The sequence below is a fragment of the Clostridium pasteurianum DSM 525 = ATCC 6013 genome, assembly GCF_000807255.1.
GTDB classification, from domain to species: domain Bacteria; phylum Bacillota; class Clostridia; order Clostridiales; family Clostridiaceae; genus Clostridium_I; species Clostridium_I pasteurianum.
Genome location: NZ_CP009268.1, coordinates 3,702,269 through 3,728,149 on the forward strand (window position 1 = coordinate 3,702,269; position 25,881 = coordinate 3,728,149).

General features: G+C 34.8%; 21 protein-coding genes, 1 tRNA gene, 3 rRNA genes and 2 pseudogenes. 7 read left to right on the forward strand and 20 right to left on the reverse strand.

Going from position 1 to position 25,881, the window contains the following annotated elements; genetic code table 11:
* Positions 1-99: 99 nt before the first annotated feature.
* The 3 genes from CLPA_RS16655 to CLPA_RS16665 form a co-directional block, all read right to left on the reverse strand.
* Positions 100-1,077, reverse strand: a complete 978-nt coding sequence (locus CLPA_RS16655; RefSeq protein ID WP_003446366.1) for a LacI family DNA-binding transcriptional regulator — start codon at positions 1,075-1,077, stop codon at positions 100-102.
* 298 nt (positions 1,078-1,375) lie between these two features.
* Positions 1,376-2,347, reverse strand: a complete 972-nt coding sequence (locus CLPA_RS16660) for a Gfo/Idh/MocA family protein (protein ID WP_003446365.1) — start codon at positions 2,345-2,347, stop codon at positions 1,376-1,378.
* Between the two features lie 103 nt (positions 2,348-2,450).
* Positions 2,451-3,305 (reverse strand): MurR/RpiR family transcriptional regulator, encoded by an 855-nt coding sequence (locus CLPA_RS16665; protein ID WP_003446364.1) that lies wholly within the window; start codon positions 3,303-3,305, stop codon positions 2,451-2,453.
* 433 nt (positions 3,306-3,738) lie between these two features.
* Between CLPA_RS16665 and CLPA_RS16670 the strand changes: the two genes are divergently transcribed.
* Entirely contained in the window at positions 3,739-4,566 is an 828-nt protein-coding gene (locus tag CLPA_RS16670; RefSeq protein ID WP_003446363.1) for a PHP domain-containing protein, read from the forward strand.
* Between the two features lie 96 nt (positions 4,567-4,662).
* Here the strand turns inward: CLPA_RS16670 and CLPA_RS16675 are convergent, their stop codons facing one another.
* The 5 genes from CLPA_RS16675 to CLPA_RS16695 form a co-directional block, all read right to left on the reverse strand.
* Positions 4,663-4,857, reverse strand: a complete 195-nt coding sequence (locus CLPA_RS16675) for a hypothetical protein (RefSeq protein WP_003446362.1) — start codon at positions 4,855-4,857, stop codon at positions 4,663-4,665.
* 301 nt (positions 4,858-5,158) lie between these two features.
* Positions 5,159-5,233 (reverse strand) — tRNA-Asn (locus CLPA_RS16680).
* 9 nt (positions 5,234-5,242) lie between these two features.
* Positions 5,243-5,359: ribosomal RNA gene (gene rrf / locus CLPA_RS16685) — 5S ribosomal RNA — on the reverse strand.
* 200 nt (positions 5,360-5,559) lie between these two features.
* A 23S ribosomal RNA gene (locus CLPA_RS16690) occupies positions 5,560-8,457 on the reverse strand.
* Between the two features lie 226 nt (positions 8,458-8,683).
* Positions 8,684-10,190 (reverse strand): 16S ribosomal RNA (locus CLPA_RS16695).
* Together the 16S, 23S and 5S rRNA genes with 1 tRNA gene alongside form the textbook arrangement of a ribosomal RNA operon.
* A 535-nt stretch (positions 10,191-10,725) precedes the next feature.
* Between CLPA_RS16695 and CLPA_RS16700 the strand changes: the two genes are divergently transcribed.
* Positions 10,726-11,202, forward strand: a complete 477-nt coding sequence (locus CLPA_RS16700; RefSeq protein ID WP_003446005.1) for an NADH-quinone oxidoreductase subunit NuoE family protein — start codon at positions 10,726-10,728, stop codon at positions 11,200-11,202.
* Between the two features lie 125 nt (positions 11,203-11,327).
* Here CLPA_RS16700 and CLPA_RS16705 read toward each other — a convergent pair whose 3' ends face one another.
* From CLPA_RS16705 to CLPA_RS16750, 11 genes and pseudogenes are all read right to left on the reverse strand, one after another.
* Positions 11,328-12,083, reverse strand: coding sequence for an ATP-binding protein (locus CLPA_RS16705; RefSeq protein WP_003446003.1), 756 nt, complete (start codon positions 12,081-12,083; stop codon positions 11,328-11,330).
* A complete protein-coding gene (locus CLPA_RS16710; RefSeq protein ID WP_003446001.1) occupies positions 12,080-12,826 on the reverse strand; it encodes a 2Fe-2S iron-sulfur cluster-binding protein in 747 nt (248 codons plus the stop codon). The genes CLPA_RS16705 and CLPA_RS16710 overlap by 4 nt, the downstream gene beginning before the upstream one ends.
* A 26-nt stretch (positions 12,827-12,852) precedes the next feature.
* A complete protein-coding gene (locus CLPA_RS16715; protein ID WP_003446000.1) occupies positions 12,853-13,374 on the reverse strand; it encodes a 4Fe-4S dicluster domain-containing protein in 522 nt (173 codons plus the stop codon).
* Between the two features lie 2 nt (positions 13,375-13,376).
* Positions 13,377-15,251, reverse strand: a complete 1,875-nt coding sequence (gene cooS / locus CLPA_RS16720) for an anaerobic carbon-monoxide dehydrogenase catalytic subunit (RefSeq protein ID WP_003445999.1) — start codon at positions 15,249-15,251, stop codon at positions 13,377-13,379.
* 58 nt (positions 15,252-15,309) lie between these two features.
* Positions 15,310-17,160: an NADH-ubiquinone oxidoreductase-F iron-sulfur binding region domain-containing protein gene (locus CLPA_RS16725; protein WP_371877733.1), complete on the reverse strand. Its 1,851-nt coding sequence runs from the start codon at positions 17,158-17,160 to the stop codon at positions 15,310-15,312.
* Between the two features lie 368 nt (positions 17,161-17,528).
* Positions 17,529-18,161, reverse strand: a complete 633-nt coding sequence (locus CLPA_RS16730) for a metal-dependent hydrolase (RefSeq protein WP_003445997.1) — start codon at positions 18,159-18,161, stop codon at positions 17,529-17,531.
* 368 nt (positions 18,162-18,529) lie between these two features.
* Entirely contained in the window at positions 18,530-18,703 is a 174-nt protein-coding gene (locus CLPA_RS16735) for an indolepyruvate ferredoxin oxidoreductase subunit alpha (protein WP_003445996.1), read from the reverse strand.
* A 335-nt stretch (positions 18,704-19,038) separates the two neighbouring features.
* On the reverse strand, positions 19,039-19,815 hold the full coding sequence (locus CLPA_RS16740) for a class I SAM-dependent methyltransferase (protein ID WP_003445995.1): 777 nt from the start codon (positions 19,813-19,815) through the stop codon (positions 19,039-19,041).
* Between the two features lie 155 nt (positions 19,816-19,970).
* The gene (locus tag CLPA_RS16745) at positions 19,971-20,168 is read right to left on the reverse strand and encodes a HEPN domain-containing protein (protein ID WP_003445994.1); all 198 of its coding nucleotides are present in this window, start codon (positions 20,166-20,168) and stop codon (positions 19,971-19,973) included.
* Positions 20,169-20,422: 254 nt separating this feature from the next.
* Positions 20,423-20,503: pseudogene (locus CLPA_RS22185) on the reverse strand (IS200/IS605 family transposase); the annotation flags it as partial.
* A 76-nt stretch (positions 20,504-20,579) separates the two neighbouring features.
* Positions 20,580-20,870, reverse strand: coding sequence for a hypothetical protein (locus tag CLPA_RS16750; protein WP_003445993.1), 291 nt, complete (start codon positions 20,868-20,870; stop codon positions 20,580-20,582).
* A gap of 324 nt (positions 20,871-21,194) precedes the next feature.
* Between CLPA_RS16750 and CLPA_RS16755 the strand changes: the two genes are divergently transcribed.
* The 4 genes and pseudogenes from CLPA_RS16755 to CLPA_RS16770 form a co-directional block, all read left to right on the forward strand.
* Complete coding sequence (locus CLPA_RS16755; RefSeq protein WP_257786255.1) at positions 21,195-21,647, forward strand: LysE family transporter; 453 nt, start codon at positions 21,195-21,197, stop codon at positions 21,645-21,647.
* A 6-nt stretch (positions 21,648-21,653) separates the two neighbouring features.
* A complete protein-coding gene (locus CLPA_RS16760) occupies positions 21,654-22,052 on the forward strand; it encodes a winged helix-turn-helix transcriptional regulator (RefSeq protein ID WP_003445989.1) in 399 nt (132 codons plus the stop codon).
* Positions 22,049-22,462 (forward strand): GNAT family N-acetyltransferase, encoded by a 414-nt coding sequence (locus CLPA_RS16765; RefSeq protein ID WP_003445982.1) that lies wholly within the window; start codon positions 22,049-22,051, stop codon positions 22,460-22,462. The genes CLPA_RS16760 and CLPA_RS16765 overlap by 4 nt, the downstream gene beginning before the upstream one ends.
* A gap of 84 nt (positions 22,463-22,546) precedes the next feature.
* Positions 22,547-23,338: pseudogene (locus CLPA_RS16770) on the forward strand (aminotransferase class I/II-fold pyridoxal phosphate-dependent enzyme); the annotation flags it as partial.
* Between the two features lie 516 nt (positions 23,339-23,854).
* On the opposite strand, the gene CLPA_RS16775 reads toward CLPA_RS16770, so the two are convergent.
* Complete coding sequence (locus CLPA_RS16775; RefSeq protein ID WP_003445981.1) at positions 23,855-24,400, reverse strand: histidine phosphatase family protein; 546 nt, start codon at positions 24,398-24,400, stop codon at positions 23,855-23,857.
* 518 nt (positions 24,401-24,918) lie between these two features.
* Here CLPA_RS16775 and CLPA_RS16780 point away from each other — a divergent pair.
* Positions 24,919-25,275, forward strand: a complete 357-nt coding sequence (locus tag CLPA_RS16780; protein ID WP_034829853.1) for a four-helix bundle copper-binding protein — start codon at positions 24,919-24,921, stop codon at positions 25,273-25,275.
* The last annotated feature ends 606 nt before the right edge of the window (positions 25,276-25,881 follow it).

Consider the following 25,881-nt stretch of genomic DNA (forward strand, 5'->3'; position numbering starts at 1 on the left):
TCTATTTTTGAAACGTTTCTATTTTATTTCGAATTAACTTGAAACGTTTCCATTTAAGTATAGATAAAATATACCATAGTAACCGATTACAGTCAATAGTTAAATTTTATTTTTTGTAGTATTTCCTTCAACATAACGAATAGGTAATATAATCCTTTGAGGGGTTTCTTCCTTATTTATCAGATGAATTAATGATTTAACTGCAGCTTCTGCCATTTGCTGAACAGGCTGCTCTATAGTGGATAAAATAACTTTTTTCCCTAGAGATAATTTTATACCATCACAACCGATTATTTGAATATCTTCTGGAACATTTACGCCTACTTCTTTTAATACATCTATAACATCTAAGGCCATAAAATCATTAATACAAAAAATCCCATCCACTTTAGGATTCTTCTCTAAAAATTTTTTTACAGAACCTCGTAAATCTTCAAATGGTTCTTTCATATATAATATTTCATGCTTGACTTGATTTCTATCTGCACAATCTTCAAATCCTTTAAGGCGTTTAACTGTTTCATTTGGATAAAGTGAATACCCTCCTATATAAGCAATAAATCTACAACCTTTTTCTATTAATTTTTCTACTGCGATTTCGCCAGCATTATAATTATTTGCTGTTACATAAGCCACATTTTCGGTAAAATGACGATCAATACTTACAAAGGGTAAATTAGATGATATGTATTGATCAATATCATTATAAGTAATTCCAATAATACCATCCACTTTATTTTGAGTTACCATTTGAATATATCCCTGCTCTTTTTGAGGATCTTTGTCTGAATTACATAAATAAACTTTATAATTTCTTGCACTTAAGGCAGATTCAACATAGTAAGCAAATTCACTAAAAAAAGGATGCCATATAGTGGGAAGAATTAAAGCAATAGTATTAGTACGATTCATTTTAAGCCCACGGGCGTATTCATTTGGCTCATAGTTTAATTGTTTAATTGCTGCTTCAATTTTAATTCGAGTACTTTCCTTAACTGATTCATTATTAATATATCTAGAAACAGTACCTACACCTACTTTAGCTAATGCAGCAACATCTTTTATAGTTGCACTCATAATATTCTCTCCTTCCTTTTATATACTTATATTTAATTATAAATGAATTACTTAAAAAATAATAGTTAAAAATGTATTATAAATATTTTCTATATTAGTTTTGCCGCTGTAACACTCCACCGCACTCTGCGAAAGTAATTCGCACCAAATTAAAATTGGGGCTCTCTACTTGCACTCTGTACAGCGATTCATACCAAATACAAAATAAATTTTGTTTTGTCTGCTTTTCTATAAGGTGGAGGAAACAGCAACAGGTTTCTGGACAATTCATCCAAACTTAGAATATTAATATATTCGCTTATTCAAAAGGATATACAAAACCCCATTGATTTCTTACTTCGCTTAGTAAATAAGTAACATCAATTGATAATTGAAGCTGCTTTTTACCTGTTTTATTAGTGATATATTCCTGTATATCTTCTACTTCATAATTAAGAGCTTTTGATGTCTCTCCAAGTTTAATTTCTTCTGTTCTTCCATCTTCTGTATAAGTTATTGTTGCCTTGTCTGCTCTTGGATAATTATTCACTTCAATGTAACCAAGTTCTCCTGCAACAACCCCTCTTTTAGGCTGTTTTGCTCTCATAGTCAAGGCCATAACTGCCATTTGGTCACAATCATTTTTCATAATAATACCAGATTGTTCATCTACTCCAGTTTCAAAATACTTTGCTGTAGTAAGTACTACATTAGGTTTGCTCTTCATAAAATATCTTGCAAAAGAAGTTGCATAAACACCTATATCAAGTAGAGCACCACCAGCTAATTCTTTGCTAAAAAAACGATTTTTAACATCATATTCTTTACAGCTCCCGAAATTAACCTGAACCATCTTCACTTTACCTATGGCCCCAGAGTCAACAATTTCCTTTAATTTTTTATATATAGGCATGTGATAAATTGTCATTGCTTCTGCCACTACTAGATTTTTTTCTTTTGCGATTGCAACTATTTCATCTAATTGTTTCGCATTTACCGTAATTGCTTTTTCGCATAAAACATGTTTTCCATTTTTTACTGCTTTTAATAAAAATTCATAGTGAAGATTATGTGGTGTTGAAATATATATAATATCAACCTTGGGATCCTCAATCATCTTGTCGCAATCCACATAGACCTTTAGAGCATGAAATTCTTCAGCAAATTTTTGAGCCTTTTCAAGAGTTCTATTCCCCACCGCGTAGATTTCACCATTTACCTCTTTTAGTGCTAATGCCATTTCTCTAGCAATACTACCAGCTCCTAAAATAGCCCAATTATATTTTTTCATTAGAGTTTTCACCTTCCTCTTTTTAATCCACTTTATATTCATGTAGCTAAATAATTAAGATAACTATCTGTTTACATTTAACTAAAATTTTATACTGCATAACCTATAATTTATCATCAGCAATGCCCTGTTCATGCCTGCTGATATTTTTATAAGCATCTTTTTTCTTAACAGTTAAAAATAAATATAGTATTTCAATAACCACTGATGCAGATACTCTGGAAAAATAATACTCATCCATAAATAATTTTTCTCTTGTAGCAGTAGTTATGTGATATTTACTGGCTTTTGCAATAGGAGACCATTCATTATTAGTAATTGCAATAGTTATAGCTCCCTTTTCATTAGAGGCTTCAACTAAAGTAAGTAATCTCTTAGAAGCTCCAGAGTTAGATATAACAATAACCACATCCTCTTCTGTCAGATTATAAGTATAAGATAATTGTGTTTCCCAAATAGTATTTGACACTGATTTAATTCCAATTTGATTAAATTTATAAGTTCCATCCAAAGCCACTGGAATAGTATTGCCCACTGCTGCAAATTGAACATTTTTTGCTTTACTTATTATATTTAATATTTCTTTGAACTGTTTTTCATTAATCATAGATATAGTCTGCTTAAGTTCTTCCATTTTATTTGCTAAAATATTCTGCAGAGACTGGGTAACATTATTTTCATTAATATCATTAGATACTGACATAGAATCTTCATTTGATTCAACAAGTTCCTTTGCCAGACTAATTTTTAGATGATGAAATCCTTTCATATCACATTTTTTACAAAATCTCGATATAGTTGCTTCACTAGCCCCACTTGCTTCTGACAACTCTGCAATTGTCATATCTATAACCTTTTCTTTATTATTTATAATATAATTTGCGATTTTCTTTTCTGCGTCAAAAAAATTATCAAATTTAGAGAAAATTACATCTAATACTGTTTTATTGTTGTCCATATTTCTTTCCTTTCATAAAATAATATTAAGTCTATGAATATTATTTATTTATATTGTTTATGTTCCTCTATAACTATTGTTCTGATCTTATATGTGGCATATTGACTATTGCAATTATATATATGTTTTATATATTGCAGATGCTGCTTATGACATAAATACATGTTACTAATAAATATAAAGTTTACTGTTCTACTTCTACATTCACTATATAATTGAAGCATAATTTTGTCAACACAGATTATATAAAACTATTTTTCACAAACTTATATACAATTACATTTCACATACATAACTTGAAAAAAATTATTTTTCATGGTATGTTATTGATATATTCTTATCAAAATATCTATTTTTTGTTATTTTAATAATTATTGTATTTATAAATTTTACAATCATCTAAGTAATAAATTAAACTTATAGGAGGTAAAAAATGAAAGCCGACTTGCATAATCATAGTTTTTTATCTGACGGAATTTTGAGTGTAGAAGATATTGTTTCCTATTCAAAAAAAATAGGATTAGATTGTATATCAATTACAGACCATGATACACTAGCAGGAGTACTTCCAGCCTATACATTTGGTAAAAAAATAGGAATAGCTGTAATACCAGGTGTAGAAATATCTACTATTGACTATGAAAATAACCGTTCTGTACACATGCTTTGTTATTTTCCAAAAAATATGTTCAAACTACAAGGATTTTTAAATAAAATTTTAATAAATAGAGAAAATGCCAAAAGAGAAATGGCTAAAATGTTGATGAGGGAATATCCTATTACTATGGAACATATAGAAAGATATAGTTCCAAAAGTCAATCCATGTATGAAACTCACATAATGCAACCTATGGCAGATTTAGGATACACCAATATTGTAATCGGCGAATTCTATAAAGGATTACTTTCAAAAAAAGGCAAATATTATGTACAAATTAAATATCCTAGTGTATATGAAGCATTAGATATGATAAAAGAAGTAGGTGGAATTGCAATTATGGCTCATCCAGGTGAGTTTAATTCTATAGAACTATTAGAAAAATTATCGAAAAAAGGTTTAATACAAGGTGCAGAATATAATCATCCAAGAAATTCTGAGGAAGTAAAAAAACAGATAAAAGAAATTGCCAATAGATATGATTTAATTATGACTGGTGGAACAGATTTCCACGGAAACTATTCAAAATCACCTCATCCTCTAGGTTCTTTTACTTGTCCAGAAGATCAGCTTGAAAGATTAATTAAATTGGGAAATTCATAATATAATTATCATTTAACATTATCATAAAGAACTGCCTTATTATATTTATTTAAACACCTTAAGGCAATTCTTTTATATTAATTTTTGTCATTGATATTACTCTTTCATAATCCAATATACACCTTTACCTTGCCCCTTCTTAACTGTAACTCCTATTTGCCTAGAAGCTTCTAGTAATTCTGACTTACTGCATATATTAGTAAAATCCATACATACTTGCTTAAACTCATCAACTCCTATTTCTTTGATTCGATCACTAATGTACTCTTTTGTAAATTGTATATTATCCATATTAATTCACCTCATATTTGCTAGTTTATTAACATTATAACACAATTTCATATTAAATAATAACAATTTCATATTATATTTTAATATATTTTAATACAATATGATTTATTTTAATTCATAATACATTCTTATTATTTACAACCCTCTTTATACTTTTAATTATAAATGTATCTTAAATTTTTACCATTTCTATTTACAAGTTTACTACAAAATTTAATTCTTAAGAATATTGATATTATTTAACACAAAAAACACTAATTACATTTATAATTAGCGTTATTATTATACCAAAAAAATAAAATGGCTCCGCGAAAAGGATTCGAACCTTCAACCTATCGGTTAACAGCCGAGTGCTCCACCGTTGAGCTATCGCGGATCATTGTGAACCCAGCGTCGACCTACTCTTCCACAGGGCTTCCCCTGCAGTACCATCAGCACATTAGAGCTTAACCTGCCTGTTCGGAATGGGAAGGAGTGTTACCTCTAAGTCATAGACACTGGATATATTAAGTTAAGAGTGAATAGTTAAAAGTTGAGAGTTATTGATGAAATTCCTATGGAATTCCTTTAATTTAATCTTTTAAAACTCCTTAGGAGTTTTTTCCTAAATTCTTAACTCTTAATTCTTAATTTTTAACTAAAAAATTATACTCTCAAAATTGCATAGTAACTGGTAAAGTAATTTTATTTCTTCGTTTTATTTTGGTCAAGCCCTCGACCTATTAGTATCAGTCAGCTGAATACATTACTGCACTTACACCTCTGACCTATCAACCTGATGTTCTTTCAGGGGTCTTACTAGCTTACGCTATGGGAAATCTTATCTTGAGGTGGGCTTCACGCTTAGATGCTTTCAGCGTTTATCCCTTCCCGACATAGCTACCCAGCTGTGCCACTGGCGTGACAACTGGTGCACCAGAGGTCAGTCCATCCCGGTCCTCTCGTACTAAGGACAGCTCCTCTCAAATTTCCTACGCCCGCGACGGATAGGGACCGAACTGTCTCACGACGTTCTGAACCCAGCTCGCGTGCCGCTTTAATGGGCGAACAGCCCAACCCTTGGGACCTACTTCAGCCCCAGGATGCGACGAGCCGACATCGAGGTGCCAAACCTCCCCGTCGATGTGGACTCTTGGGGGAGATCAGCCTGTTATCCCCGAGGTAGCTTTTATCCGTTGAGCGATGGCCCTCCCACGAGGAACCACCGGATCACTAAGCCCGACTTTCGTCCCTGCTCCACTTGTTTGTGTTGCAGTCAGGCTCCCTTTTGCCTTTGCACTCTTCGCGCGATTTCCAACCGCGCTGAGGGAACCTTTGGGCGCCTCCGTTACTTTTTAGGAGGCGACCGCCCCAGTCAAACTGCCCATCTAGCAATGTCCCGTGACCAGCTTCATGGCCTCCGGTTAGAATTCCAGTACTGTCAGGGTGGTATCCCAAGGTCGACTCCTCAGCAGCTGACGCCACTGTATCCCAGTCTCCCACCTATCCTGTACAGACAATACCGAAACTCAATGCTAAACTACAGTAAAGCTCTACGGGGTCTTTCCGTCCAATCGCGGGTAGCAAGCATCTTCACTTGCACTACAATTTCGCCGGATTCGTTGTTGAGACAGTGCCCAAATCATTACGCCATTCGTGCGGGTCGGAACTTACCCGACAAGGAATTTCGCTACCTTAGGACCGTTATAGTTACGGCCGCCGTTTACTGGGGCTTAAGTTCACCGCTTCGATTACTCTTACGGATCCCCTTAACCTTCCAGCACCGGGCAGGCGTCAGCCCCTATACATCAGCTTTCGCTTTAGCAGAGACCTGTGTTTTTGCTAAACAGTTGCTTGGGCCTATCCTCTGCGGCCTGCTAAAAGCAGGCACCCCTTCTCCCGAAGTTACGGGGTCAATTTGCCGAGTTCCTTAACAACGATTCTTCCGATGGTCTTAGGATTCTCTCCTCACCTACCTGTGTCGGTTTGCGGTACGGGCACCTTTTTCCTTGATAGAGGCTTTTCTTGGCAGTGTGAAATCAGATACTTCGCTAAAAATTAGCTCCCCATAACACCTTGACTAATCAGGCGGATTTGCCAGCCTGCACGTCTTAGTGCTTAGACGCACATCCAATAGTGCGCACATCTTATCCTTCTGCGTCACCCCATCTCTCATAACGGAGAAAGGTGGTATCGGAATATCAACCGATTATCCATCACCTACGCCTTTCGGCCTCGGCTTAGGACCCGACTAACCCTGAGCGGACGAGCCTTCCTCAGGAAACCTTAGGTTTTCGACCACTAAGATTCTCACTTAGTTCTCGCTACTTATGCCAGCATACTCACTCCTGCACTGTCCACCGCTCCTTACGGTACGACTTCAACCGGTGCAGGAAGCTCCTCTACCGCTCTTACGAGCCCATAGCTTCGGTGGTAAGTTTTAGCCCCGGACATTTTCGGCGCAGGATCTCTTGACTAGTGAGCTATTACGCACTCTTTAAATGAGTGGCTGCTTCTGAGCCAACATCCTAGTTGTCTTAGAAATCCCACATCCTTTACCACTTAACTTACACTTTGGGACCTTAGCTGATGATCTGGGCTGTTTCCCTTTTGACTACGGATCTTATCATTCGCAGTCTGACTGCCGAAATAAAAGTATATGGCATTCGGAGTTTGATAGAGTTCAGTAACTGTTGTCAGCCCCTACCTCATTCAGTGCTCTACCTCCATAACTCAATTAATCGACGCTAGCCCTAAAGCTATTTCGAGGAGAACCAGCTATCTCCGAGTTCGATTGGAATTTCTCCGCTATCCACAGCTCATCCCATGGTTTTTCAACACCAATGTGGTTCGGTCCTCCACGGAATTTTACTTCCGCTTCAACCTGGCCATGGATAGGTCACCCGGTTTCGGGTCTACAGCATACAACTAGTCGCCCTGTTAAGACTTGGTTTCCCTTCGGCTGCGCACCATAAGTGCTTAACCTTGCTGCATACCGTAACTCGCTGGCTCGTTCTACAAAAAGCACGTCGTCACACATAAAAAGTGCTACGACCGGTTGTAGGCACACGGTTTCAGGTTCTATTTCACTCCCCTTCCGGGGTTCTTTTCACCTTTCCCTCACGGTACTGCTTCACTATCGGTCACTAGTTAGTATTTAGCCTTGGGAGGTGGTCCTCCCAGCTTCCCACAAGGTTTCACGTGTCTCGTGGTACTCTGGATTAGATCTTGCAATTTTCTCTTTTAACCTACAGGACTATTACCTTCTGCGGTAGAGCTTTCCAGAACTCTTCGGTTAAGATATTATGCAGTGATGATCTATCCACAACCCCAGGGACAAAGTCCCTGGTTTGGGCTGATTCCTTTTCGCTCGCCGCTACTAAGAAAATCGATATTTCTTTCTCTTCCTCCGGGTACTTAGATGTTTCAGTTCCCCGGGTATGTCTCCATATACCTATGAATTCAGTATACAGTACATGTCGTTAAACATGTGGGTTGCCCCATTCGGAAATCTCCGGATCACAGGCTATTTGCGCCTACCCGAAGCTTATCGCAGCTTGTCACGTCCTTCTTCGACTTCTAGTGCCAAGGCATTCACCATGCGCCCTTTGTAGCTTGACCTTGTTACTCTTTTAGGCGTTAGCCTTTTAGAGCTTAGTCTTTATTTGTTTTAATTTCAATCTTTCGATTAAAATCATATTATACAAAGGATTATTTTTTACTTTACTTTGTTTCTCTATGCAATTTTCAAAGTACATCTTAAGAGAACTGATCTCTCAAAATTAAACAGAGACAAGAGTAAGAAACCAATGTATACAACAGTTATCCTGCTACAATTACTCCTTAGAAAGGAGGTGATCCAGCCGCAGGTTCTCCTACGGCTACCTTGTTACGACTTCACCCCAATCACTAATCCCACCTTCGGCCGCTGGCCCCATAAAGGTTACCTCACGGACTTCGGGTGTTACCAGCTCTCATGGTGTGACGGGCGGTGTGTACAAGGCCCGGGAACGTATTCACCGCGACATTCTGATTCGCGATTACTAGCAACTCCAACTTCATGCAGGCGAATTTCAGCCTGCAATCCGAACTGGGATGAGTTTTCAAGTTTAGCTCCACCTCACGATATTGCATCTCGTTGTTCTCACCATTGTAGCACGTGTGTAGCCCTAGACATAAGGGGCATGATGATTTGACGTCATCCCCGCCTTCCTCCCGGTTAACCCGGGCAGTCTCACTAGAGTGCTCAACTTAATGGTAGCAACTAATGATAAGGGTTGCGCTCGTTGCGGGACTTAACCCAACATCTCACGACACGAGCTGACGACAACCATGCACCACCTGTCTTCCTGCCCCGAAGGGCTTCACGTATCTCTACGCTATTCAGGAGATGTCAAGTCTAGGTAAGGTTCTTCGCGTTGCTTCGAATTAAACCACATGCTCCGCTGCTTGTGCGGGCCCCCGTCAATTCCTTTGAGTTTTAATCTTGCGACCGTACTTCCCAGGCGGAGTACTTATTGTGTTAACTGCGGCACAGAAGGAGTCGATACCTCCTACACCTAGTACTCATCGTTTACGGCGTGGACTACCAGGGTATCTAATCCTGTTTGCTCCCCACGCTTTCATGCCTCAGCGTCAGTTACAGTCCAGAAAGCCGCCTTCGCCACTGATGTTCTTCCTAATCTCTACGCATTTCACCGCTACACTAGGAATTCCGCTTTCCTCTCCTGCACTCTAGATACCCAGTTTGAAATGCAGTCCCCAGGTTGAGCCCGGGGCTTTCACATCTCACTTAAGTATCCGCCTACACATCCTTTACGCCCAGTAAATCCGGACAACGCTTGCCACCTACGTATTACCGCGGCTGCTGGCACGTAGTTAGCCGTGGCTTCCTCCTTTGGTACCGTCATTATCGTCCCAAAAGACAGAGCTTTACAATCCGAAGACCGTCATCACTCACGCGGCGTTGCTGCATCAGGCTTTCGCCCATTGTGCAATATTCCCCACTGCTGCCTCCCGTAGGAGTCTGGACCGTGTCTCAGTTCCAATGTGGCCGATCACCCTCTCAGGTCGGCTACGCATCGTCGCCTTGGTGAGCCGTTACCTCTCCAACTAGCTAATGCGCCGCGGGTCCATCTCAAAGCGGATTACTCCTTTAATTAAAGCTCCATGTGAAACTTTAATATTATGCGGTATTAATCTCCCTTTCGGGAGGCTATTCCCCTCTTTGAGACAGGTTACCCACGTGTTACTCACCCGTCCGCCGCTAGAAACCCGAAGGTTTCTCGCTCGACTTGCATGTGTTAAGCACGCCGCCAGCGTTCGTCCTGAGCCAGGATCAAACTCTCAATTTATAAGTTTGATGTTAGCTCATCGCTTCTCTTCTCAATGAAGAGTTTGTTACTCTCAATTTTAATTTCTTAAAATTTAAAGAATTGCTGGTTTACTTACTATTCTTATACTCTGTTTAATTTTCAAAGATCAATCACTGTCATCTGACAGCTTTTATATCATATCACTAATCGAGAATTTTGTCAACATTTTTTTATCATTGAATTAAATTCATTTTAGTGTGTCGTTTTCGACGACGTGTTATATAGTATCATATTAAAGATGTATTGAATATTACAATAATGCTAAAATCTCTATTATTTTTACCTATTTCTTATAATTACAAGTTATATCTCTAATTTTCTTATATTGATACGCTGGGATTAGTATATGATATTGACAATAAAAAAATTCAGTATTGCAATGTCTATATTTAAAAAATAATATTATAATTGAAAGTAACTATTATGCAACATCAAGAAATCCTCAACTTATATTTCAATACAATCATTAAAGCTTGATTGAAAGCAAATTTATCATTTTGAATGGAGGACATATATGAATGAAACAATTGATTTCAAGGTCATTGATAATATTGTTGATAACCTTGGATGTAAGCAAAGTTCAATTATTGCTATTCTGCAGAGTATACAGGAACATTATCGTTACATACCCAAGGAGACTTTTCAATATCTCTCAAAAAAACTCAGCATCAGTGAAACTGAGATTTATAGTGTAGCTACATTTTATAAAAACTTTTCACTGGAACCAAAAGGCAAATATATGATAAAAGTTTGTGACGGTACTGCCTGCTATGTTAAAAAATCAATTCCTATACTTGACAGGCTACGTAAAGAATTAGGTCTATCGAAATCAAAAGCTACAACCGATGATCTAATCTTTACTGTAGAAACTGTATCCTGTCTTGGTGCATGCGGACTATCTCCAGTATTGACTGTAAACGAAAAAGTATATCCTGCCATGACGCCGGACAAGGCCTCTGAACTTTTAAAGGAATTAAACAAAAAACGGTAAAATACTAATCATCAGTACAAATGGCTTCTCCTTCGCAAAAAGCTATCTGACTTTTTAGCATATTGACCTGCCACTAGATTTCAATATACTAAAAAGTCGCTATTGTTTGTCATAGAAAGCAATACCTATAATCTCTGCTTTAATTCTAACATTATATTCATTAACTTTTCATCTTCATCAAATACAGAAGTCCCTTTAAGATCAGCTTCACCAACACTATCACTATAGGGGATAGTATAGATAATTGGAATACTTAATTTATCTTCAATAATTTTTTTCTCTTTTTGATTTTTCACTTTATTTAAGACTGCCACATTATTTTTTATACCTATATCTGTAGCTAATCTATTTATTCTTTCTGCAGTTTCAACTGAACGTAAATTTGGCTCCACAACTGTTATTAATACATCTACATTTTCTGCAGTTCCCCTTCCTAGATGTTCAATTCCAGCTTCCATATCCATAATTAAGGTATAGTGAGATTTATTTAAGTAATGTTGTAATAATTTTTTTATAAGTGCATTCTCAGGGCAGAAACATCCACCCCCTCCTTGTCTAATAGATCCAGCTACTAAAAGCTGCACACCATCATTACATTGAACCCCAAACCTATCTAAAATATCATCTACTGTAAAATTTAATTTGAACATTTGTCCATAACCACTGCCTGGTTTTACTCCTGTTTTTTCTTCAATTAAATCATCCATTTCTGACAATGGTCTAATATTCCCTTGACTTCCACCTAGAGTAGTTATCAAATTTGGAGAAGAGTCTGTATCTAAAGCAATTACTTTTTCTCCTTCTCTTGAAAATATTCTAGCAAGCCCTGCAGAAACAGTCGTTTTACCTACTCCACCTTTTCCTGAAATAGCTATCTTCATATTTTTACCCTCCAAAATTTCTTAATCTCTTTATTTTTTTTACAAGTTTCACATAAATCAAAGTCTAAAAAGCATGAAAAATCCTCTTTTAATTTTTCAATCATTTTCTTAGTACTAAAAAATTCTCCACACCCCTTACATTTTTTGAGTTCAACTTTTGTATTAAAATATTCAATATATCTAGTTGAACCTTCATCTTTAACTTTTATAGTTCCAATAGGACAAACTTCAGCGCAGGCTCCACAGCCTATACATACATCAGAATCAATAGAAAAAGGAGTATCAACCTTAGTATCATAACCCCTTCCTACAAGCCCTATAGCTTCAGCCCCTATTTTTTCTTTGCAGATTCTAACACATCTACCACAATATAATAAACAATCATAATTCTTGCCTTCAAATCTGCTTTTTGTAACTCCTAATTTCTTAAATATTTCTTTTAATTTTTTTGAGCCTGGTGTTCGAGCCAGTAACAGTTCAGCTATTAATTTTCTTTTTTCCACCAATTCTTTACTTATTGTTTTAATTACCATACCATCTTCTATAAATCTAGTACAAGAAGCATCTAGTCCTTTACTTCCATTCTTCTCTATCTCCACAATACATAATCTACAGGCACCGTAAGGTTTTAAACCATCATGATAGCATAGAGTTGGAATTTCAATATCTAACTCCTTTGCCAATTCAAGAATAGTTTTTTCTTCCTGCACCTCAGCTTCTCTACCATCAATGCTTACTTTCATCCTATCACTCCTGCCCAATCTCTTCTTTAATCATCATCATTCTTAAAGGCACTTAAAAATCTTTGTTTTGTTGCTTCTTTTTTCTTATTAGATAACTCTTCTAAAGTTATCAATTTCAAGGCATTTGTAGGACATCCTTTAACGCAGGCTGGTTCTTTTTCTCCTTCCAGCCTCTTTATACAGAAATCACATTTGATTACAGTGTTGTCTGCTTTACTTATTTTCAATACTCCAAAAGGACAAACTTGAATACACATCTTACATCCTATACATTTACTCTTATTTATAACAATTGGAGCTTCATCATTTTTCCTGCCTATGGAAGCTGTAGGACAGACAGTCTCGCAGGGAGCATAATCACAATGACGACATTGCCACGGAATGTTACTTCCATTTATAAATTCTACACTCATCCTATACTGTGGTATGGGAATTTCCTGAATAGCTGAAAATAAATTCTTGGAATTAGAATGTTCAATAGCACATTCCATCTCGCAGGTATGACAGCCTAAACATTTATCCATATCAACATCTATAATTTTTTTCATATTTATCCTCTCTTCCCTAGCAATTGTTCCCGCTTGATTTGAATATGCCTAAGCATTAGTTCTGCTATTTTATGAGGATTACTTTCCACTGCGAATTTCCCTCCAATAACTTTTTCTATATCTTTAGTTAATAACTTAACCACCTCAACACTTCCCAAAATAGGCGGTGTATTCCCTAAAACAGTAAAGATTCCTGATGCTACAAAATAAGTACCTATAGCTACTGCCTTTTCACTCATCCATTCAGGTGCTGCTCCTGCAACAGGTAAGTCAGAAGTCTTAACGCCTAGAGTTTCTGCTATTGCTGATATAACCGCAAGGATTCTTGCATTATCTACACAGCTCCCCATGTGTAAGCAAGGTGGAATACCAAGTTGTCTACAAATTGTCTTCAGACTCTCTCCAGCTAATTCAGCACCTTCTAGCTTAAAAAGACCAGCTTTCATGGCAGCAATTGACCAGCAACCTGTTCCCACTACCAAAATATCATTAGCAATTAATTCTTTAGCAACTTCAATGTGGCTTTTATCCTGTTCTATTTTAGGATTATTGCAACCTACTATACCAGCTATTCCTTTGATTGTACCTTTCTTAATTGCCTCAATAAGTGGATTTAGTGAACCACCTAAGGCTTCTACTATTGCTTCAACGGAAAATCCTACAATTCCATCCATCTTTTCTGAAGGTATTTTAATCTTATCTTTTGCTCTAGCCGGATAATTTTCAATGGCCCTTTTGATAATTTTCCTAGCAATTTCATCTGCCTGTTGTGGATAAAATTCAATATGTTCTGCTCCTGGTATCTTTGCTTTTTCAGAAGTGGTAATTATTTTAGTATGATAACAATCAGCTACATCTACCAGAGAAGGCATAATACATTGGTAATCTACCACCATAGCATCTAGAGCGCCAGTAACTATTGCCAATTCTTGCTGCAGGAAATTACCAGCTGTTGGTATCCCATGTCTCATTGTAATTTCATTTCCTGTACAACACATACCAGCTACCACAATTCCTGCTGCCCCTTTACTTTTAGCCAGTTCTATCATTTCTTCATCTTCAGCAGCTTCGACAATCTTTTCAGACAAAATTGGGAGATGTCCATGGGTAATTACATTTACTTTGTCTTCTTCTAACACACCTAAATTGGCATAAGATTGAACAGGCTGAGGAGTACCAAACATTACATCTGAAAATTCACTGCCAATTAAAGAACCACCCCAACCATCTGAAAGAGCTGTTCTGATTCCCTGTAGACTCAAGTTAAAATGATCAGCATCAACTCCCATATGTGTACGATGCATACTTTCTGTAACTTCTCTATCTATATTTCTAGGTGCAACATTTATACTTTTCCAAAGCTTCTTTAAACTTTCAGGTGCATAGGCATTAGCAAAAGCAAGTATCTTTTCATCCTGCTTTCCAAAGTCTAAAAGAGCTATTTTAGCAACATCTTCAGCAATTTGTTTAATTTCTCTATTTGTATCAACTTCCAATTTAGAGGCTACTTGTTTTAACTTGGCTTGATCTTTTATCTCATACCTTTGTAATTCTCCTTCGGCTATCTCTTTAAAGGCCAATGCTATCTCTCTGCCATGATCGCTATGAGAAGCCGCTCCAGCTGCAATCATTCTAACTAAGTTTCTAGAAACTATTGTAGCAGCAGTGGCACCACAGACACCCTTAGAAGGTCCTTCCCCAAAAGGATCAATTCTACAGGGTCCCATATTACAATTTCTACAGCATAAACCAAGTTGACCAAAGCCACACTGAGGTTGTTGTGCTTCAAGTCTATCCCAAATAGTCTCTACTCCATCAGAATGTGCTTTTTTAATTCCTTCCTGTGTTACTTTATCGTAGAATTTTTTTCTAATCAAAATTCTTTACTCCTCTCTCTTATTAATTATAAATACTTAAAATAGATATCAGTATTTTTTATTCTTTAACTACGGCATTAAAAGGACAAATTTTAATACAAGCTCCACATTTAATACATTTATCTTTATCTATACTATGCTGTTTTTTAACTTCACCACTAATAGCACCTGCAGGACATCCTTTTACACATTTATCACACCCCTCACAATCACTAGTAATATGATATTTCACTAATACCTGACATACCCCAGCTGGACATTTCTTATCTTTTACATGAGCTTCATATTCAGATTTAAAATAATTCAACGTGGACAATACAGGATTAGGTGCAGCTTGTCCCAAACCACATAAGGACGCATCTTTTATTAATTTTCCTAAAGTTTCTAGTTGTTCTAAATCTTCAATTTCAGCCTTACCTTCTGTTATCTTCTCCAGTATCTCTAACATTCTTTTAGTACCTTCGCAGCAGGGAGCACACTTGCCACAAGACTCTGCTACTGTAAAACTTAAAAAGAATCTAGCTATATCTACCATACAGTTATCTTCATCCATAACAACCAATCCGCCAGAACCCATCATAGCTCCTGCTCTCAATAATGAGTCATAATCAACTGGCAAATCTAACTTATATTCTGGGAGGCAGCCTCCAGAAGGACCACCAATCTGAACTGCTTTAAAGGCTCTGCCATTAGGAATTCCTCCACCTATATCATAAATAATTTTTTTCATTGCGGTCCCCATTGGTACTTCTACTAAACCAGTATTATTAATCTTACCTGTGAGAGAAAATACTTTAGTTCCCCAGCTGCCTTCAGTGCCTATTGTACTAAATACTTTAGATCCACTACTAATAATTCCTGGAATATTGGCATAGGTTTCTACATTATTAATATTTGTGGGATGGCCCCATAATCCCTTCTGAGCTGGATATGGAGGCTTAGATCTAGGCATTCCCCTTTTTCCTTCAATAGATGCTATCAAAGCCGTCTCTTCACCACAGACAAAAGCTCCAGCACCAGTTTTAATCTCCACATCAAAATTAAACTCTGTACCAAATAATTCATTTCCTAAAAAACCATACTCTCGTGCCTGAACAATAGCTTTTTCTAATCGTTTAATAGCCAATGGATACTCAGCTCTGACATAAATATATCCTTCATCAGAACCAATAGCATAAGCAGCAATAATCATACCTTCAAGAACCTTATGTGGATCCCCTACCAATACACTTTCATCCATAAAAGCACCTGGATCACCCTCGTCAGCATTGCAAATAACATATTTTTTACTTCCTTTACTATCCCGAGCAAACTGCCACTTAAGTCCAGTTGGGAATCCTCCTCCACCTCGTCCTCGAAGACCTGATTGCTTAACTTCATCAATTACTTCCTGTGGCTTCCTTTCAGTTAGAACTTGTCCTAATGCTTGATAACCACCTCTCACTATGTAATCTTTAATATTTTGAGGATTGATTTCACCACAATTATTCAATACAAGTTTATGCTGTTTACTATAAAAATCAATATCATTATAATAGAAAATATTTTCTCCACTAATGGGATTTTTATATAATAATCTTTCTAATATTTTGCCCTCTATAAACTGTGTTTCTACTAACTCTTTTATATCTTCAGCACTTACTTCACAATAAAATATTTTTTCCGGATAGACAATTACAATTGGCCCTTTTTCACAAAAACCATGACAGCCTGTTTCCACTATTTCAACTTCATTTTCTAAATTATTATTAGTTAGTTCTTCTTTCAATGTATTTTGAACTTCTCTACAACCTGAGGAAATACAACCCGTTCCACCACAAACTAAAATTTGTCTTTTTATTTTTCTTAAATCTTCTTGAAAATCTTTCTGTAACTTTTTTAATTCCTCCAGCGATTTCAAATTATTCACCTCCATAATTTAGAACATTAATTAAAGAATGAAATTAAGAACTCTAGTATTTTTTCTTAAAATTGAAATCAAAAATTCACTTCCTAATTCATCATTTATTTCATATTAATACCTATTATACTAAAATATTATGTTTAATTATATACTTTCGCTGTTTTCTTGTCATTTCCTGGGCAATAATAATAAATTTCAGATAAACTATACGACTAAAAATTTTCTTTTATATATTAAACTAGATAAAAATAAAAAAATAAGAGAATTCACATTTCTGCAAATACTCTTTAATATTATTTTTATAACTATAAACTGTATTGTAATTATAAATTTTAAAAATCCCTTTAGATTTATTAATTTTATATATTTAACTCCTACTTTATAAAAATATTATATAGATAATTAATATTATATATAGATATTATCTTACATGTAAAACCAACATATGCTATTGTAGATAAAGCAGAATTTACAGTTCCCCTAGATTTTACTATTGAAAAGCAAACTCTACCTATTGGTAATGGAAATAATAAATCTTCTGGCTTCTCATTTAGAAGATCCACTATCATGTGCAAAGCATATCCAAGTCCAAACCAAACAGCAAAACCACCTGCAATTAACCACACACCTAAAGTCATAATAGCCAAGCCAATCAAGCTATGCATGTATTTTCTATGACCTGTAATCCTGCCAAGTATTATGGATCCAACTATAAGTACAACTCCTAAAATTTTAAGCTTACCAGGCATATTTATACCAAGTAAATCCCATATGTTATAATGGAATTTATATGTTAATAATAAATATAACAGTGTCAAAATAGAAATTGCATGAACAGCATCACTAATAATATGTCCTGCTTTAGATCTTTTAAGATCTGCATCTGTAGCATAAGATCCTATAATACAAAATCCCAATCCTATTAACGCTGTTTTTATATCTACTTTAGGTACTAGTATAAAAGCAGCTGAACAAATTCCCACTGCCGCATGTGTTTTTCCGGTCATTATAACTTCCTCCAAGTCTATTCATAGTACTGTACTTCTCAATTGTAATTAAGATAATACCATATAAATGATCGGGAAGTAAGTTATAATTATTACAATTTAGTTATTCAAATACTTTTAGTTACTTGATTTAGAACTCATAAGCTCCTTTAATTATCATAATTTATGTAAAAGTAATAAAATTTTTTACCTTCATCCCTAGAAGTTACTTTGCACTTCATGACACGTTTGCTGATATTGGACCAAAAAATTGTAAAATTAAGATGTTTTACATTGATAGTGAGCAACTATGTGTAATGATTTGACAAAAAAACAACCAGAAATTACTATAATAAAATAGTAATTTCTGGTTGTTTTTTCACAATAAATTATTCAGCTGAAATTGCACCAAAACCACAAGAATTTAGGCAAGTTCCACAATCTACACAGACACTAGCATCAATTGCATAACTTCCTTCTTGCATGCTTATACAAGATGTAGGGCAATCACTTTTACAGGCACCACATGCTTGACATTCATCAGCATTAATAACATAAGCCATAGTTAACACCTCCTTAACAATTATTTTCAAAATCAAAGTAATATATTATAATGTGTATGGGTTTTAACTATATATTAGGTGTGAGTCATAATTCACAAAAGATTGTTAAAAAATTATCACAAGCTCATTATATACTATTTCTTCTTAAAATACAACAATTATTCAAAACCAGTATCAAAGATTAAATTTATTTATATTGTCTAAACCCTATTAATTTCATTCTTATTTTCTAAAAGTTAATAACCACACACTTCTGCCTTTTATTTTAAAAATCTCTCTACTAGTTGCATTGCAAATACGCAAAAATAGGATGTCCCAAAATATACCACATTGCCTTATTCTTTTCTCAAAATATCTAATGTATGTGCGCTTGCCCCCAACAAATCTTGTCTTTCACAGGTAGAAAAATGATAATCAAGAAAAATTTGAAATGTATCTTCATCCATGGCATTCAAAATAGGTCGCATATAATTAGCTGGTCCATCTGATGCAATTAATTTTATCCTTTCCAGTTTTACTTCCTCATTTAATTTGTTAATATCTTCAATCCTTACATAATCATATAAATCTTTTGGTTCAGATATAATATGGAAATCATCATTAAGTCTCCCATTATCAATACATTCACGAATATTATTTTCCTTAAAACCATAGGTTAATACACTATATTCATTCATACAATATGCTACTAAGATAATCCCTCCAAGTTTCGTTACCCTTTTTGCCTCTTGTAGTGCTTTTACTTTATCCTCAAATTTATATAAATGGTACATTGGTCCAAACACCAGCGTCATGTCAAAAATATTTTCTGAAAACCTAGATAAATCTAATGCTGTTCCCTGCATTGCTTTTACTGTACTTCCTTTTGACTTCAAAACACCTAGATTGTGCTTCACTAATTCAATTGCAGTAACATCATATCCTTCATTTGCTAATTGTACAGAGTATCTCCCTGTCCCTGCACCAACATCTAATATTTTTACATTCTCATTATTTTCTAAATATTTATGAATATACTTCATGGAAGTAATATATTCAACTTGTCCATATTTTCTAGTTAATCTTTTGTCCTCGCAAAATTTATTGTAGTACTTCTCCAATTCAATTGTCATCTCTTTATTTTCCCCATCCATTATTAGAAATTATTAAATATAAAAATTATTCTTTGTATACTTAAATTTCAACTAACAAATATTATACTATATATTTCACTTAAAAATAATATCCATTTAAAAAATCACAATCTTTAATAAACTTTCTAAACTCATTATTTACAGAGCCTAATTAAACTGTGATCTTTCTGCAGCATACCTGTTTTTAAAATTAAATATCTTTTTAGATATTTTTCAACCGCTTGTCGAAGATGAAATAATACTAACCCATAGTCTGCATTATGTTCATAGAGAATTTTTGCTCCTTTTAAATCCTTTTCAAAGCATTCTTTATATTTTAAAATATCAACCATATAGAAGAAATCTATTTAAGCAAGTAGCTAAGAAGCCTGTAATAAGAACAGATACTTATATGAAAATATAAATTTCATAATACTGTATGGCCTTTCAAGAGCAAGTTACCTTCCAATGATGATCTGTCTCTGGATATAGAATATCCTCATCTGCAATTAGATGCATATCATCGGAAACAGGTACAGTATAACCAATAGAAATAACATTATTATCTGGATTCAGTTTCCGTGGATCAATATGCTAAATCTTCTTGAATATGTATATGATCTTTGCATGCAGTTGCTTCTATTATTTCAACTCCTTTATGTTCACATAATTTTTTTAATTTGGAACCACTTGTGGTATTCTAAAACAATAAATCCGTACATCGGATAACGATGCACGGAGGAATCACGGTATGTTTCAAGCAATTATGCCACGCTATAAATCTTTACATCCGGTTCAGTGCTCCAGAGCGGCTTGAGCCCAACGAAGACATCATTCTGAAACATTGCACTGGACAGGTAAGCCTGCGCGTGTTCTACGCTGTCGAAGCCGTGAAGTACCTGAACATCCTCGTCACGAATCAGCAGGTCTTTGGTCAGAGCACCTTCAATTGTTTCCAGAAACGGCCCACGATAATCATTATAAACTTTGGCAGCGTCTGCACGGTTGGCTTCTTCGATTTTCATTGTTATTTCCAAATAAGCATTTACTTTCATTGTATTACCTCCAATTTTGTAATATAACTCGTTTTGTTTGCCCGAGTCTGACATAATTATATTTCAATCACTCCAAGAGAAAAAGATATCCGCAAATTTATGAGTTACTAATAAATTTCATAGTTACTTGCTAATATACAGACAGCCCTCTATAATAGTGTTACATTCGTTTGAATACAGGAGGTTAAAATGTCGATATCAGTTTTTGGGACAATGTTAGGATATATGTTGGTTTGTTCTTTTACGCCCGGCCCTGGAAACATTCTGGCACTAAATACTACAACTCAATTTGGCTGGCAAAAATGAAAACGACTAATTCTTGGCATTTGTGCAGGTTATATCTGTGTGCAATTTCTTTGTACCTTGTCGGTATATGGATTGAACACTTTTCTCACACCAGTGCTTGCTGTGCTGAAATATATTGGAACAATATATTTGGTATGGCTGGCAGTAAATATTTTTCGAAGCAAGCCGCTAAAGAATAGGGATGATAGGCAAGCATCCTTTCGAGATGGATTCTCTCTTCAATTTGTAAATATAAAAATCTATTTTTATATTATGACTTTGTTGATGGTTTATCTTGTTCCTTATATTAGCACTTTGCCAGGTTTGCTTTTGGCAGGTGTTGGAGTGGTCAGTGTTGGAAGTGCAGCCTGTTTGACATGGGCATTTCTCGGAATTAAGATGCAGTGCATTTACGGAAAACACTACAAACCCATCAATTTTATATTGAGTCTGTTTTTGCTGTATTGTGCTTGGGATATTGTAAAGGGGTGAATCTTGATGTATCAACATAAAATGGAGGAGGACATCCGGTGTCCGCTTGAATATGGTCTTGAAGTTTTCGGTGGAAAGTGGAAATCACGAATTATATGCGTTTTGGCTGAAAAAGGCACTTTACGATACAGTGCACTTAGAAAAGAAATGAGCAATATCACAGATGCAGTTCTGGCGTCCACCCTCAAGGAACTGATTGCAGATGATATTGTGCATAGAAAATCATTCGATGAGATCCCGCCTCGTGTGGAGTATTGCCTCACAGAGAAGGGCAATTCTGTGGTTCCTATTTTGCAGAGTATTTGCATATGGTCTGGAGCCTATCACAAGGAAGATAATGAAAATACAATGACGCAATGTAAAAAATGTGACTATAAACAAGGAAAAGGAGGCATTTTCAAATGAAGATTACTTATACGGAGGAAAAAAAATTCACGCAAAAAGAAGTACAGCAATTATTCCTATCTGTTGGCTGGGTGTCTGGCCAGTATCCAAGTCGATTGTATAAAGCATTGAAAAATTCTTCTACCGTCTTAACAGCTTGGGATGGAGATAAGCTTGTCGGTCTCGTAAGGGTACTGGATGACAGCGAAATGGTAGCATATATGCACTATGTTTTGGTAAATTCTGATTATCAAGGACAGAAAATTGCTGGAACAATGATTGGAATGATTAAGGAAAAATATAAGGATTATCTATATCTTGAAATTATGCCAGAAGACATCAAAAATGCGGCTTTTTATGAAAAGTTTGGATTCAAAATTATGGAAGATGGCGTAGCAATGCAACTTTGCAATTTTAATAATCAGTACTAACAGTATCCGTATATGCGCTTGCATTTAAATAAGTTAAATTATAATCTTAGTTACTAGAAAATAGAGACTGAGGAGGAATTTAAAATGAGAGATGAAACAAAATGTTTACATTTAGGATATGAACCAAAGAATTCAGAACCAAGAGTTATGCCAATCGTTCAAAGTATTACATATGTATATGATTCTACAGAAGATGTGGCAGCAGTATTTGATGATCCGATGAAGAGTCTAATTTATTGAAGATTTGGAAATCCTACAGTAATGGCTGTTGAGAAGAAGATTGCAGATTTGGAAGGAGGTATAGGATCTTTATGCACCACATCCGGTCAGGCAGCTATTTTATTATCAATTTTAAATATTTGCAGCGCAGGAGATAGTTTTATTAGTGCAACTCAGATTTATGGTGGAAGTATTAATCTCTTTGCATTTACATTGAAGAAGTTAGGAATAGAATGTATTTTTGTAGATCAAAATGCTAGTGAAGAAGAAATTAATTCAGCATTTAAAAAGAATACAAAAGCAGTATTTGGTGAGACATTAGCAAATCCAGCATTGACTGTATTGGATATCGAAAAATTTGCCAGAATAGCACATGCACATCAAGTACCACTTATTATTGACAATACATTTGCAACACCAATATTGTGCAAGCCTTTTCTGTATGGTGCAGATATTATAGTTCATTCTACAAGTAAGTATATGGATGGACATGTGGTACAGGTTGGTGGTGTTATTGTAAATAGTGGTAATTTTGATTGGACAAATGGAAAATTTCCAGACCTCACCGAACCGGATGAATCCTATCATGGAATTTCTTATACTGAAACTTATGGAAAAAGTGCTTATATTGTCAAAACAAGAATGCAGTTGAAACGATGAGAATTTAGATAAAGAGAGTTACAGGATCAGCTGCAAAGAGCTAGTCCTTTAAATATCTTAATTAATGCTATAAGTATTCGGAATACTACATACTTACAAAAGGCTATAAATAATTTCAATCGGAAAGCCTTGATTTGGTAGTGATAGTAGATTTGAACCCAGAACCAATGGTTTTGTTTAGAAGCAGATTATAGATTTCTATAATTTGCTGTAACTGTTGGTATTACTTAATTTATTAACTATTGCCTTCTGCCATAAACTATTACTTTCTGAAATTTGTGTGGGAAAAGTGTGATAAAAATTTAGTAAGCTTAATAAGTTAAAACATAGAAAAGTTATAAAATTTAAAATTATATAAAGCCCTATGTATAATGTCCATATGCTAGATTGCTCCCCTAGTATATGTGCACTATTTTTTATCAATAATTTCAATATAAGCTGTGTAATATGCGGTACAGTTCAGCCTTGATTTTATGGTAAAATAAAAATTTTTCAATCATATCCATCTTTAAACTACCTTAACAAATTATCTAAATCTGCTAAGGATAATTTATTGATGATTTCATAACCCTTTCCCTGTCCCAACGGCTTAACAATGACTGTCCCTATATTTGGAATTTCACCCAAACCAATCCCTTTTGGAAAACTGTGAGCAATAATAACCTTATTACTTCCTTGAGGCGGTTTGATTTCTAACTCTGACTGAAGAGAGTCTAATATTCTTTTTTGTTTCCAATCAGATAAATTTCCACTCAACTTATAAATTTCAACCCAAAATGGATCGATTCGAACATTTGCTCTTCTAAAAGCCAATTGTGCCGTTTCTATAGTTCTACAAAAAGGGCTAGTTAGGATGGGATAACTAATAGGAATTTGCAAACTACGAAGAATTTCTCCGTAGTAAATTGCTTGTCTTCTTCCCACTTCAGAAAGATTTCTTTGGGTAAAACAGTACTGAAAATTTAAATTAGGTAGATCTTCTCCAACTGTTGCTTCTCCATGCCTAGTATATAGTACATATCCTCCATCTCTAAGTAAATCGAGTAACGATCTTCTCAAAATAACTTCTCCTTTCACGTATACTTTCTATATTACTAATAATGTATGATATTTACCTTAAATTGTTAAGCTAAGAACTGGAACATTTAAATCTTGTATCAGATAGGACTAGTACCAGCAACCGTGTCATGTACTGAAAATTCATACACCATATAATGTAAATCACAAAATGCAGCCCACATACGTGTAAAAACAGGCCACATTCTGGAATTAATATCCATCATGTGGCCTTAGTTAGTAGACAATATAAGAAAAGAGTAAATAGCAATCTAAGCAAACTTTTAAACAATTAGCACAAACAGCTGAAAATATAGCATAAACGATTCAAAGTAGATTTGATTTTGTAAAGTCAGAGGAACCACAATATAGGGAATAATATTAAATAGAAAATATAATGAATCTCTAAATTAAGTAATGTTACATATAAAATAATATTTTTATTAATTTCATTTGTATAAAATAGCCTTATTTTTCACATGCTAAATTTCGTTAAAAGAATTAAATAAAAAGTGTTTTAAATGGGTGTAGCAACTATGACTACAGACAAATATCAAAAATGTATTGATGAATGTAATAAATGTGCTCAAGCGTGTTATGAATACTTTAAAGCATGTTTAAATGAACCAGATGTTGGGGCAAGAAAGAATTACATAAGCATCTTTGTTAAATGTGGACAAATGTGTCAAATGTCATCAACACTTATATCAATAGATGCTCAATTTGCAAAAGACCATTGTAAACTCTGTGCTACTATTTGTGATAAATGTGCTCAAGAATGTGCAATGTTTAAAGATGACCATTGCCAAAAATGTACTCAAGAATGTGGTACATGTGCAGAAGAATGTAGAAAAATGGCTGGTATACAGTATTTATAATTATGTAATATTCGATAACACTGTATTCATATAATATTTTTTAATTCCCGCCGTTGGGCCATTCTGAATGTTACAAAACTCTGCTGTGTAACATTGAAAATATGAGAAACTACCATTAATCATCGGTTACTTTGCCCATGGTTACAGAGCTACTGATATTATCCCAAATATGTTATCTCAATCTACACAAGATAGAATATTTGTGTAGATAAGGTTCTCTTAAAACAACTAAAATATAAAAAATTGGCCCCCATTTATAAAAAATTCAGTTTTTATAAATGGTGTTTAAAAAATCACAAAAGAAAAATTAATGATGCAAAATGAAATTAAGCATTTATCAAAACATTTACTAAAATACTTTTCAAAAGAAGAAATTGAAAAGATAGAATATAAAACTAGTAAAGATTGAGTGCTTTAAATACCAGTTGTATGAGTTTTAGAGAATTTGATATGAGTAAATATTTTAATACATTGGAAGAGTTTAAAAAAGGACATGCGTATTAGGTAATTAAATATTATGGTAGTATAGAAAAATATACTGAAACTATGAAAAAAATCTTAGTAATATCTCAACTATAATGGAACAATATGATAAGTTTAAAAAAG

Bases quoted from the DNA above. Each gene is read 5' to 3' on its own strand.
- CLPA_RS16710 (WP_003446001.1), bottom strand. From the start codon at position 12,826: ATGAAAGTAAGCATTGATGGTAGAGAAGCTGAGGTGCAGGAAGAAAAA.
- CLPA_RS16655 (WP_003446366.1), bottom strand. From the start codon at position 1,077: ATGAGTGCAACTATAAAAGATGTTGCTGCATTAGCTAAAGTAGGTGTA.
- CLPA_RS16730 (WP_003445997.1), bottom strand. From the start codon at position 18,161: ATGACCGGAAAAACACATGCGGCAGTGGGAATTTGTTCAGCTGCTTTT.
- CLPA_RS16705 (WP_003446003.1), bottom strand. From the start codon at position 12,083: ATGAAGATAGCTATTTCAGGAAAAGGTGGAGTAGGTAAAACGACTGTT.
- CLPA_RS16750 (WP_003445993.1), bottom strand. From the start codon at position 20,870: ATGAAAGTAAATGCTTATTTGGAAATAACAATGAAAATCGAAGAAGCC.
- CLPA_RS16670 (WP_003446363.1), top strand. From the start codon at position 3,739: ATGAAAGCCGACTTGCATAATCATAGTTTTTTATCTGACGGAATTTTG.
- CLPA_RS16740 (WP_003445995.1), bottom strand. From the start codon at position 19,815: ATGACAATTGAATTGGAGAAGTACTACAATAAATTTTGCGAGGACAAA.
- CLPA_RS16715 (WP_003446000.1), bottom strand. From the start codon at position 13,374: ATGAAAAAAATTATAGATGTTGATATGGATAAATGTTTAGGCTGTCAT.
- CLPA_RS16675 (WP_003446362.1), bottom strand. From the start codon at position 4,857: ATGGATAATATACAATTTACAAAAGAGTACATTAGTGATCGAATCAAA.
- CLPA_RS16700 (WP_003446005.1), top strand. From the start codon at position 10,726: ATGAATGAAACAATTGATTTCAAGGTCATTGATAATATTGTTGATAAC.
- CLPA_RS16735 (WP_003445996.1), bottom strand. From the start codon at position 18,703: ATGGCTTATGTTATTAATGCTGATGAATGTCAAGCATGTGGTGCCTGT.
- CLPA_RS16765 (WP_003445982.1), top strand. From the start codon at position 22,049: ATGAAGATTACTTATACGGAGGAAAAAAAATTCACGCAAAAAGAAGTA.
- CLPA_RS16780 (WP_034829853.1), top strand. From the start codon at position 24,919: ATGGGTGTAGCAACTATGACTACAGACAAATATCAAAAATGTATTGAT.
- CLPA_RS16665 (WP_003446364.1), bottom strand. From the start codon at position 3,305: ATGGACAACAATAAAACAGTATTAGATGTAATTTTCTCTAAATTTGAT.
- CLPA_RS16760 (WP_003445989.1), top strand. From the start codon at position 21,654: ATGTATCAACATAAAATGGAGGAGGACATCCGGTGTCCGCTTGAATAT.
- CLPA_RS16660 (WP_003446365.1), bottom strand. From the start codon at position 2,347: ATGAAAAAATATAATTGGGCTATTTTAGGAGCTGGTAGTATTGCTAGA.
- CLPA_RS16745 (WP_003445994.1), bottom strand. From the start codon at position 20,168: ATGGTTGATATTTTAAAATATAAAGAATGCTTTGAAAAGGATTTAAAA.